Source organism: Pedobacter sp. (genome assembly GCF_035566355.1).
GTDB lineage: Bacteria > Bacteroidota > Bacteroidia > Sphingobacteriales > Sphingobacteriaceae > Pedobacter.
Genome location: NZ_DATMRL010000317.1, coordinates 1 through 3,102 on the forward strand (window position 1 = coordinate 1; position 3,102 = coordinate 3,102).

General features: G+C 41.9%; 1 protein-coding gene and 1 pseudogene. Both read right to left on the minus strand.

Features of this window, described 5'->3' with window-relative positions; genetic code table 11:
- Nucleotides 1-1,156: RagB/SusD family nutrient uptake outer membrane protein (locus VNZ46_RS12325; protein ID WP_325560434.1), on the minus strand; the 1,156-nt coding region annotated here is incomplete at its 3' end.
- An 11-nt stretch (nucleotides 1,157-1,167) separates the two neighbouring features.
- A pseudogene (locus VNZ46_RS12330) lies at nucleotides 1,168-3,102 on the minus strand (SusC/RagA family TonB-linked outer membrane protein); the annotation flags it as partial.

Consider the following 3,102-nt stretch of genomic DNA (forward strand, 5'->3'; position numbering starts at 1 on the left):
AATAAAATTTATAGGTGCGTACAACAATATCTGGTGGCGTAAACGAAAGGATAATTGAAGTGCAATTGAAGTAGAGTCTTGGTCTTAAATCTCCAATGTAAGTATCGTTAGCGTCCTGTCCTTTACTATCATATAAATTCAACAGATCTGGTGAAACTGCATAAGGTGGATTGTAGACCGCATTGTAATTAGGAATCATTGAACTCTTAAAAAACTGTCCTTCGGCAGTGCTGCCACTTTGAGGAACGTAGGCCCAAATGATCTCATTACTTGTTGAAGGGTCATAGATCCTGTCTAAATTGCTTGTTATGGTATTTACGTTGTAAATGTTATAATTCGCAGATCCAAAAGAACTCAGCTGAGTAAGGACAGATTTTTTTGCCAGGCCCTTAGTGGCATAATCTACTGCCAGATCCCATTTTTCTTCATACAGATACACCCGGGATAAGAGTGTATATGCAGCCGTTTCACTCATTTTATAAACACCTTTACTCTCCGGATAGTTCATCAAGATGCTTGCGGCGTTTTTTAGATCTGCTTCGATCTGGGTATATACCTCTGCTATTGAGTTTCTTTTGAAAAACTCATCGGTAACTTCCATAGTCAGCTTTAAAGGCACTCCAGGGCTATTGGCTGGATCTACACCTGGGGAATTGAAAGGTTTACCATACAGGTTGACCAAAATGAAATAATAATAAGCTCTCAAGGCCAGGGCCTGCCCTTTGAGGTTCTGTTTGTCGGCATCTGATCCGGTCACCTGGTCAGCATAGGCCAAGGTAACATTGCAGCCTGCAATACATTTATACAGGATCTGCCAGGAATCCAGATAGGTTGTTGTACTTAAACCACCTGGTTGGAGCAACTCCTGGTACATGTTCTTAGACCAGGTGAACGCCGGTCTACCGGTTATAACCACACTTTGATAAGTATCCTGTCCCTGACCACCGTAACAAGTCACATCGTCTGTAACCATATTCAGCAATAACTGCAACTGGGTTTGGTAAGGATAGGCTTCTCCAGCCATCAATGCGGTAAGATCCTGAACGGTTGTTGGCTTTATAAGGTCCTGGCTCTTTTCAGCAAGGAATTTTTTACATCCTGTATTGGAAATCAGAATTCCGGTAACCAGGATGGATATATATACTAGGCGATTCATGTTTTGATACTTTAGAAGGTTGCAGATAAGTTAATAACATGGGTACGAGCTAAGGGCTGACCACCAGAAGCGACCTCGGGATCTACTCCTTTAAAATCTTTGCTTACGAAAGTGTAGACATTGCTTAATGTATACCCTACACTGATGCTTTTACAGAAGATTCGTTTTGCATATTTTTCGGGCAGCATATAGGATACATTAATGTTGTTGATGCGCAAATAGGATGCATTGACTACTCTTGCAGAACTATAATTATATAAAGTATAAGGAGATGCTGTAGCCGATTGCCCTACACCAAAAGCTGTTGAGGAGCCGGAAGGAATGGTAATAAAAGGAACACCGTAGTAAGGTAACGCCGGAATATTGGTAAAAACCTCATCACCTGGCTGGCGCCAGCGGTTGACCAGCTCTTGTGGTAAATTATTATATTCACTTGGCGTACTGTTTACAATATTTGATGGATATAAGGGGGCCAGAAGTTTGTTTCCGCCTAATGAAGCATAGAGATTGGTAGAAAAGGTGAAGTCTTTGTAGCGCACAGAACTACCAAAACCGCTTGTAAAATCTGCATTTAGTTTCCCTGCATATTTCATAAAAGCAGTAGCATCCGTTTTCACGTTAATATTATCTGTAGCTGTTGGGATGTTAAATAACGGCAAGCCTGTTGCAGGATCCAATCCTTTAAAATCAAATACCCAGAAACCGGATACCGGGTATCCCTCTTTATAATAGGTTCCGGATGCTGCAGTAGCCCAGGTTGGATTAGGGGTTAACGGGTTGGTTACTTTGTTGTAATCTTTGGTACTGTTTATGGTTACTGACCAGGTCAGATCTTTTGTACGCACAGGGATAAAAGTCATCTGTACTTCAAATCCGGAGTTTTTTAGCGTTCCGCCATTCATTGGCATCTGTAATACGCCATTTTCATACGGCGTGTTTCTCATTACGATCAAATCGGAACTATTTTTGATGTAATAATCTGCACTGGCACTCAATCTGTTCTTAAAAAAGCCAAAATCAAGTCCAAGATTAATGGTCTGTGTTTTCTCCCATCTTAAGTTGGCATAAGGAAGGGAACTGATATTTAACAGTGATTCTCCGGTCAAGGTGCTGATCGCAGTGCCCGCACCGGGAATTTTTGCAATCAGGTCCGGTCCGTAATTCTCGGCCACATTTCCCTGGAAGCCATAACTGGTCCGAAGGCTAAATTCATTAAACCACTCGGATTTATCAAACCAGTGTTCTCTGGCTATATTCCATTTGCCACCCAAAGCCCAAATCGGGTTAAAACGGGTACGGGCGTCCTGTCCAAATTTATTGGAGGCATCTCCCCTTAAGCTGGCGCTGAATACGTAACGGTCATCATAACTATAGGCACCGGTTACATAATAAGAGACGTAATTTGCAATACCATCTGTATTGTTGAAATTAAACCCGCTGGAGTACAATGGATTTGCAAAAGTGGTTCCGTTATTAACTATAGTGGCCGGCGGATTGATCACAATTTTTCCCATATCGGGCAAATACCCATAAATGGTACTGGCTGATCCTTTATATTGGTTGCTTCTCAGTTCGAGCCCCGCCATGGCAGAAATGGTGTGTTTCTTATCGATAACAGTTCCATAGCTCAGCTGATTTCTCCAGGTATAATTAGTATTCCGGTCATCTTCAAGGGTCTGCATACCACCTACTGGTAACTGTGACATTTTATATTGTGGTGTTGTTGGCCCGTACTGGCCGTATTCATAGCCCCTTTTTACTGTCATTGCATTGCTGAGCTGGGTCTGATATCCTTCTGCATGGGTACTGGTGTAACCTATTCCAAAATCAGACTGAAAACGGAATCCTAATGGGAGATCATATTTAACACTAAGGGCCGAAGTCAGACTAGTTTTAGTATTGCTGTTTCCCGAATTGGCCAGTTCATTGAAGACATTATAGTTGTA